Source organism: Pseudobacteriovorax antillogorgiicola, from assembly GCF_900177345.1.
Classification (GTDB): Bacteria; Bdellovibrionota_B; Oligoflexia; order Oligoflexales; family Oligoflexaceae; genus Pseudobacteriovorax; species Pseudobacteriovorax antillogorgiicola.
This window is the reverse complement of record NZ_FWZT01000032.1, coordinates 72,351-80,481: the sequence shown is the minus strand read 5'-3', so window position 1 is coordinate 80,481 and position 8,131 is coordinate 72,351. Positions and strand designations below refer to the sequence as shown.

Genomic DNA, 8,131 nt, shown 5'->3' with positions numbered 1-8,131 from the left:
TTCAGCTACTACCACTTTCCTCGTGAACACTGGACCCGGATCAAGACCAACAATATGCTCGAAAGGGTCATGAGGGAAATTAGACGGAGAACTCGAGTCGTTGGCAACTTCCCCGATGGCAACTCAGCTCTCATGTTGACCGCTGCTAGGCTAAGGCATGTAGCCTCGACCAAATGGGGTACAAGGAAGTACATGGATATGGATCGATTGAAGGAAGCCAAGTTAGCTGTCTATGGTTAGAGAAATTTCAGATTGAAGGACTCAAAGTGCACATAATTCTTGACGCTACCTAATCTATTCAAATGGAAGCAGTTGCGACCTGAAATCATCCTCCTCTGTGGCAGGTGGTACCTGAGGTACTCCTTGACTTATCGTGACCTCACCGAAATCATGGAGGAGCGTGTCCTTAAAATGGCCCATACAACGATTATGAGATGGGTTCACGAGTACTCTCCGGAACTAGATAAGGGAACACGCCCGCACCTGAAAAAGACTGGCGATTCGTGGAGGGTTGATGAGACTTACGTGAAAATTAAAGGTCGATGGAACTATTTGTACAGAGCTGTCGACAAGGAAGGCTGCGCCTGAGGGAACGGAACTCAGGCAGGTGAAATAATACTTAAATAAGGCGTCGAACCGGATCACAGGAGGATCAAGAGACTCATTCCATGGTGTTTGAGAACTTTACTGGAACAGAGGCCCAAATTCCCGAAAAACCATCTATTAGGCCCCTCCACATAGCTATAGAAGAAACTCTGTCCCTTGCTGGTCAAGCCTCTCCTTCACTTTTTCCCAGTTAGGAACATACTTTGATAGGATACGATAAAATTTCGCCGAGTGATTCATCTCTACCAAATGAGACAATTCATGAAAAATTACGTATTCAATTGCCGAGCTAGCACAGTGGATTAACTCTGGATTCAGGGTAATGGTGCCATTTTTGGTGCAGCTACCCCATCGCTTTTTCATTGTCTTGATTCTGAGCCTTGGCTTCTTACTGGTATCGGTAAAGACTAAGAGACACTTCTGAAATTTTTCCTCCAGCTTTTGCTGGGACTTCAGTTCAAACCAACGATCTAACAGGGTCTTTATAACTTCAGGGGCAACCTCATTACTGGATACCTCAATCCGTCCCATTTTTAGCTTAATATCTATCTGGCTCGATTTGACGATTTTTAGTCGGTATTGCCGTCCCAAATAGCGGTGAGTCTCACCACTCTTGTAGGAAAATCCAGGATTAACATCAGGTAGCTTCGCAAACTCCCTTTGCTGTTTGAGAAGCCACCTAGCTCTTTTCAATACAAGCTCATCCAACCTCTTCGGAGAGGTTTCTTTCGGAGCATTTACGACAATGCTTTGATCAGGATTGACATTTAAAGCTGCTGTTTTTCGGTCAGTAAAGTTTATATGGTAAACAACTTTCTTGGTGCCATACTCTACCGTTCTTATCATCCATGATCCTTTTAGCATTTACTTATCCCTCACCTCCGCAGTATGGATAAGCTTTTCAATGATACCTTCGATTTCTTCATGAGAAATACTCAGATTGAAACGCCCCTTATAGTTGTACAAGAGATCTTCAATGTCCAATGACATATCATTCCGTCGATCTTGGTTGCGATGCCAGTCGATAATCTTATGCTCTTCGATTATCTTGTTGGCCTTAACCGATAATTCAGCAAGGGCTTCATCTGTGATTTTCTCATTCCGTACAGAAATGATATCATCCATCTGCTTTTTTACAAGCCTGTAGTATACCTGTGCATCCTCATTGTCCCTAACGGCATCAGGCACACTTTGAGCTTTTTTGCCAACGGCTTCTTCATAAATCTCAGTAGCATTCTTTAGGTACTCAACCGCCGAAATCAGCTTATTCTGAAACTTTTCAATTAGCTTTTCCACCCGTTCAGCTAACGACTGGTAGAGCACAGGATCTTCTTCCATTTTTTCTGTTGCGGTCTTTTTTGTCCTGTGAGCTATGGTGTCGGCCTTTGCTGCCGGATCTGAAATTTCTTCGATTTCTTTAGGAAAATCTACGTTGAAAATGTCGACCATATCGATAATCGTCTCAACCTTTTCAGCGTCAATCTGATTTTCCACCATTTCGAGAATCTGTCTCTCGTAGACTTTGTGATCGATGTAATCGCCATAAGAAGTCTTTGCCAAGATGCGGAGTTTGGTGAAGAATTTAAGATCATCCTTGTAGCCTTTGATTTTCTTATCGCTGTTATCATTGTAGAAAGTCGCCGTAGCAAGGGCTAGCTTCAGGGTACGGGCAAAGATATTGAAAGTGTCATAAAAGTCTTCCCTTCGATCAATGGGAGCCAAATGCCGACGCATCTGTTCAATATCTTTCTGGTTAGAAACCTCTTTGAAAATGTCCCAAACATGGGTGCGACGCTCTTCAAGCTTTTTTAGCTCAACTTCTACGCCTGTTAGGGTTTCCTTGACGTCCTCTTCATCAAATCCTTCTATTCCTGAATAAGTATCCAATGCCTCATTTAGCTTTCCAAGAATACCCCAATAGTCAATGATTAAGCCAAAGTCTTTGCCGTCGGCCAATCGGTTGGTCCTGGCGATAGCCTGGAGAACTCCGTGCTCTTTTAGTGGTTTGTCCACATAGAGCACTTGGTTAATGGGAGCGTCGAAACCAGTCAAAAGCTTATCAACGACAATAAGAATTTGAACTCCTTCATCAGATTTGAAGGATTCGACCACTTGATCATTGTAGCTAGCTTCGTTTTTATAGAGAGATAGGACACGATCCCAAAATTCATTAATATCACTCTTGCTCTCGACCTCCTCATTCCCCTCTCTGGTGTCAGGGGCTGACATCATCACTTCCACATAAAGATTGGGGAAAAAGCGTTTTAGAAGTTTTTGGTAAGCTATGGCCTTGCTCTTACTTGAAGTAGCAAACATCGCCTTAAATCCAATCGGCTGAACATCTTTTATAAAGTGACGCCCGACGTCATAGGCAATATGCTGCATACGACGAGATGAGCTGCTAATGGCCTCTGTCAGATTAATCCGCTTGAGTACATCGGCTTTTTGTTCGGGGCTAAGGTCTTGGGTAAAGCGATCAAACCACTCGTTGATCTCTCCAGCCTCTGCATCCATTTTGGAAATCCGGCCCTCATAAAGGAGCTTTGTTACGGCCTTATCTTGGATCGCCATATCCATGGTATATTTGTGAATCAATCCACCAAATTTCGTGGCTGTGCTTTTATCCTTCTTCATCAACGGAGTACCCGTAAAGCCAATGTAACAGGCATTGGGAAATACGAGTTTCATCTTCGCATGATTAGAGCCGAACTGGGAGCGATGACTTTCATCAACAAGGACAAAGACGTCTCGATCCTCTGAGCTAACCTTAGCCTTCGCCGCCGACTCGAACTTGTCAATAACCGTAGTGATGACATCGGCATTATCTGACTTACTTCTTTTAGCTGAATCGACCTTACTAGGGTCAATAAGACCTACAAGGTGTTTTCCCGAAGTAGCACGAACAGCTAACTTGTCACAGTTGTTAAAGGTTTTTTTGATCTGCTTATCTAATGATACACGATCAGTTACCAAGACGACCTTCGGATTCTTAATATCCTTCTCAAAAGTCAAAGCCTTAGCCAGCATCACCATGGTAAGAGATTTACCTGAGCCAGTAGTGTGCCAGATAAGGCCGCCTTCGCGGGGAGCATTGGCAGGTGCTGATAGTATCTTTTGAATCGTTGCTTTGACAGCAAAGTACTGTTGATAACGAGGGAGTTTTTTAACGCCAGCGTCGTAGACAACAAACTTTTGAATGATGTCCAATAACCTCTTGGTGTTTAAGAGGCTGTAGATAAGTTTATCCTGCTCAGTGGGTAGCCTATCGACTTCAGTCAAAACTTCTTTTAAATTCTTATGCTCTATGTCAAGGGTGTCCACATGAATTTTAGAGACCAATTCATCGGACAGAGGCTTATTGATTGCTTTGATGAGGTCACGGTTGTACTGCTTTGCGTCAATCTCAGTTCCATCCTCCTTCCATTGGGACCAGAACTTTTCTCCCGCATTTATAGCACCATACTTAGCAAAGGGACCTGCCACAGCCATCAATATCTGACTGTAGACAAATAGTTGCTGAATCTCATCTTGCCCTTGATTGCGAAGATGCTGGCTAATGGCCTGCAATTCAGGGGTCTCATCGCTCTTACTTTCTAGGGTGGGAGCCTTACATTCTATTACAACTAGAGGGATGCCATTCACGAATATAACAATATCTGGGCGTCGTGTCTGATGACTTCCTTTTCGCTCGACACTGAACTCTTGAGTTACGTGAAAGATGTTTTTCTCTGGATTTTTGAAGTTGATAAACTCAATATCCTGATCTTTACTATCACCATCCACAGTTTCCGTACATGCTTTACCACTAACAAGAAGGTCGTATACCTTGGAATTGGTATCAACTAGACCTTCGATACCAATATTGGTTAGGCTTTCCACAGCGGTACGAATACTTTTTTCTGAAAAGGCTCTTTTCTTACCCTTAAAGGTGTAGGAATTATTCTCCCTGAGCCATTTCTCAAGAACCTCTTCCAGGATTACTTTGGATGCTTTGGAGCCGCGTAGTCTTAGGGCTTCGTCGATGCTCAGGTATTTGTAGTTCAGATTGGAGAGCAGACGGAGAGCTGGCAGTTGACTCGCAGTTTTTTCTTTGAAGACCTCGCTTTTATCCATGATCGACCTCGTCTAGTTTGACTCTCTTTTTGCCGGTTAGGAGTTGTTGCATTAGGGCTTTTTTTTGCATTTCTATTTTAGATTTTAGCCTCTTCCCTTCATCAATTTCATTTTGAAGCAGTTCAAAAAGCTCTACTGTCTTTACTTGAAAGCTAGATTGAGGAATACTCATTTTAAGCCTTTTCAGATCCTTCCAGTATATTGCTGCTACGCTAGTGCTTCCAACAGCTATGGCTTTTAATCTCGCTTTGCCATGTCCATTGGAAAGTAAACTGCAAATATATTCTGGTCTAAAACCATCTTTAAATCTAATTCTGTTAATATTGTTATCGAATACATATTGTGAACAGCTTAATTTCCAGACGGCTGATTTTCCAACAAGCTCTGGAGTGTTCCTTGTATTAAATAAAAGATCGCCAGGTTTTAGGCAAAATGCCTCTAGTTCTTGCTCTTTACCCTCAATATCTTCAATCTTTTCTAAGTTCAATCCCCCCCAGTTTAAATTACCCATCTTTACAAGCTTCTTAGCTTTGCCACCAGAAGATATCCCTCTACTCGTGGTCCCTAGCTGAGTCCACGACACAATATCCTCGAATCTATACATAGATCCCTTCCCGTTTCCGACATCTAAACGGTACCGCATCAACCCCCGTTTTCTCTTTTCTTTAAGCTCGATCAAAGTTTCTAGCTGAGCAATGGCCTTATCCCAGGTGGAGAGGATTTGGGCGATTTTCTTTTGTTCTGGATATGTTGGAAGTTTTAACTCCAACTCATTGAATTCTTTTTGTCCTAGGGTCTTGTTTCTTCCAGCACCTCCCGGAGAGGCTAATCCTAGTTTATACTTCCCAATTGGTGATTTAAAATAGTACAGTAGATAATCGAGGTCTACTTTTCCTTGCACTGGACTGTACATTGGAAAACGGTGCGAGGCGATCATACCTACTTCATTTGTCGTTGTTTTCGCTACAGCTTGTTCCCATGCAAAAACGATATTAAGCACAAGACAGTCTGATTCAATATGAAAAACCCTTTTATTACCAATATCTTTCCCAGAGGTTTCTTCTTTATGAAAAATGCCCTTCCCATGCGAGCGGATTCCAATTTCCCTGTAAAGCTTGTCCGGCTCAACATCTACCTTCGTTTGAACTCTTTCGAGTATAGTTGATACTTTAACAGTGTTTAAATTAGACCTCATATCCAAGCTCCTTCAAGTATTCCTGCATTTTCAACTGGGTATCCTTAAGCTCGGATTCAATAATCTTTATTTCCCTTTGAACTCCATTTATATCGATTTCTTCTTCTTCTTCAAAAATATCAACATACCGGGGTATATTTAAGTTATAGTCGTTTTCCTTTATTTCATCACAGGTAGCCAGATATGAGTATTTATCGATTGATTCTCTATCCTGATAGGTCTTTACAATCTTCTCTATATCTTCCACTCTCAACCTATTTTGATTCGTGCCTTTCTCGAATCCTTCTTTGGCATCGATAAACAGAACCGTATCGTCATCACGTCCTTGCTTAAACAGCAAAATAGCGGCCGGGATGCCTGTTCCGAAAAATAGATTGGGAGGCAATCCTATAACGGCGTCTAATAGATTCTCTTCAATCAATTTAGTTCGTATCTTCCCCTCAGTAGAACCTCTGAAAAGGACACCATGAGGAACAACGACGCCTACACGGCCATTGTCGCGATTGATAGTCTCAATCATATGGGAGATAAAGGCATAATCGCCTTTAGTCTTGGGAGGAATTCCACGATGATAGCGTTTATAGACATCATCACCTGCCTTCTCAGCTCCCCACTTATCTAGTGAGAAGGGTGGATTGGCGACGACCACATCGAATTTCATAAGCTTGTCATCTTCTTTTAGCTGAGGATGATTAAGGGTATCACCCTTTTCAATGTGAGCCGAGTCCGTTCCATGAAGGAACATATTCATCTTGGCAAGTGCCCAAGTTCCCGAGTTTATTTCCTGGCCGTAAAGGGCAAAGTCTCTGGTATCCTTGATTTGATTGGCACACTTAATCAACAAAGAGCCAGACCCGCAAGCAGGATCGCAGATTCGTTCGCCTTTTTTCGGATCAACAAGCTCGGCTACTAGCTCAGATACCTCCGCAGGAGTATAAAATTCACCAGCCTTCTTTCCAGCCCCAGCCGCAAAGTTTGCAATGAGATACTCATAGGCATTGCCGATGACATCAAGATTACCAACACGAGAAGGCCTTAGATTGAGGCGCTCGTCGTTGAAGTCTTCAAGAAGTTCTTTTAGTCGTTTGTTACGTTCTTTTGTGGAGCCAAGATTGGCCTCAGAGTTGTAGTCAATATTGCGGAAAACGCCTTCTAACTTAACCTTGTTGGCATCTTCGATAGCTTCAAGAGCCATGTTAATGATAGAGCCGATCTTAGTTTCGTTTCTCTGGGCAAATAGCTCATTGAAAGTACAACCTTCCGGTATATAGAATCGTTCTTTCTTTAGTCGTGATTCAATACGATCCTTATTGTCACCGAACTTTTTTTGTAGCTCCTCATAGTGCTCATCCCAAACATCGCTGATGTATTTGATAAACAGCATCACCAAGATATAGTCTTTGTAGGCCGATGGGTCGACCGTACCGCGAAAGGTGTCGCAGGCTTTCCATAAAATACTATTCACTTCATTCTGATCGATTTTCATGTTCTTCTTTCTATGTTAAATTTACTTGGTAAAAAATGACTGCTGAATGCTATTGATAAGCTGTTCTTTTCTATCAGCGAGTTTCTCCAGCAATTGACGTTCCTTTTTCACTAGATTTCCAAGGTCTACAATTTGCTGCTGCTGCTCTAAATCGAGGATTTCTATAACGGACTCTTTGAGTACATTGACTTTGATTTGCTGAATGGCGGTTCCCTCCCTATTCTTTCTGAAATACTCGCCTGTTCTATTATTTAAGTACCAGGCTAGATATTCTGGTAGAATTTTCTTGGAATTGGTTCGGATGATAATAAAGTGACTTGTAGCGACTGTATTGGGCGGAACTTGTTTGAGATAAATGGCTCCGATCCTTGGGCCTTTGCTGATAAAAATGATATCACCAGGGATGAGCACGCTATCTGAACTCTTCCCTGAAAAAGGCGCTCGCTGCAGTTCATTTCTATCAATCTCAAGGTTTGAGCTGATCGCCCGTGGCTGAAGAAAGCAGTATTCTCCCTTCGGGTCTGGCTCTAATCGCCCCCTTAATGTATATCCCATTTGTATGTCACACAATTCACTGAGCTTCGTCATTCAAACAACTCCTTGCAGTAACTTGAATACTGCAATATTTATTTCCTATCCTTCTCGGTCAGTCAAGGCTTTTTCTACAGTATTTTTATTACTGCACTGGGACGTACAACTTTTGTTTCCTTAAAGGGGAATATATATACCTT

General features: G+C 42.4%; 6 protein-coding genes and 1 pseudogene. 2 read left to right on the top strand and 5 right to left on the bottom strand.

What is annotated here, in order from left to right:
- Together B9N89_RS28380 and B9N89_RS28375 are read left to right on the top strand one after the other, a co-directional pair.
- Positions 1-240, top strand: a 240-nt coding sequence (locus B9N89_RS28380; RefSeq protein WP_200820793.1) for a transposase, incomplete at its 5' end; no start/stop codon positions are given.
- Positions 241-279: 39 nt separating this feature from the next.
- Positions 280-579 (top strand): annotated as a pseudogene (locus tag B9N89_RS28375) (IS6 family transposase); the annotation flags it as partial.
- Positions 580-741: 162 nt separating this feature from the next.
- Here the strand turns inward: B9N89_RS28375 and B9N89_RS28370 are convergent.
- Genes B9N89_RS28370 through B9N89_RS28350 form a run of 5 tightly spaced genes read right to left on the bottom strand, consistent with a single transcriptional unit; the run spans position 742 to position 7,988 of the window.
- Positions 742-1,452, bottom strand: coding sequence for a M48 family metallopeptidase (locus B9N89_RS28370; protein WP_159455703.1), 711 nt, complete (start codon positions 1,450-1,452; stop codon positions 742-744).
- An 18-nt stretch (positions 1,453-1,470) separates the two neighbouring features.
- Positions 1,471-4,719, bottom strand: coding sequence for a type I restriction endonuclease subunit R (locus B9N89_RS28365; protein ID WP_132325414.1), 3,249 nt, complete (start codon positions 4,717-4,719; stop codon positions 1,471-1,473).
- The gene (locus tag B9N89_RS28360) at positions 4,712-5,914 is read right to left on the bottom strand and encodes a restriction endonuclease subunit S (RefSeq protein WP_132325411.1); all 1,203 of its coding nucleotides are present in this window, start codon (positions 5,912-5,914) and stop codon (positions 4,712-4,714) included. The genes B9N89_RS28365 and B9N89_RS28360 overlap by 8 nt, the downstream gene beginning before the upstream one ends.
- Entirely contained in the window at positions 5,904-7,400 is a 1,497-nt protein-coding gene (locus B9N89_RS28355; protein ID WP_132325408.1) for a type I restriction-modification system subunit M, read from the bottom strand. The genes B9N89_RS28360 and B9N89_RS28355 overlap by 11 nt, the downstream gene beginning before the upstream one ends.
- A gap of 21 nt (positions 7,401-7,421) precedes the next feature.
- Positions 7,422-7,988: a restriction endonuclease subunit S gene (locus tag B9N89_RS28350; RefSeq protein ID WP_132325405.1), complete on the bottom strand. Its 567-nt coding sequence runs from the start codon at positions 7,986-7,988 to the stop codon at positions 7,422-7,424.
- Between the last annotated feature and the right edge of the window lie 143 nt (positions 7,989-8,131).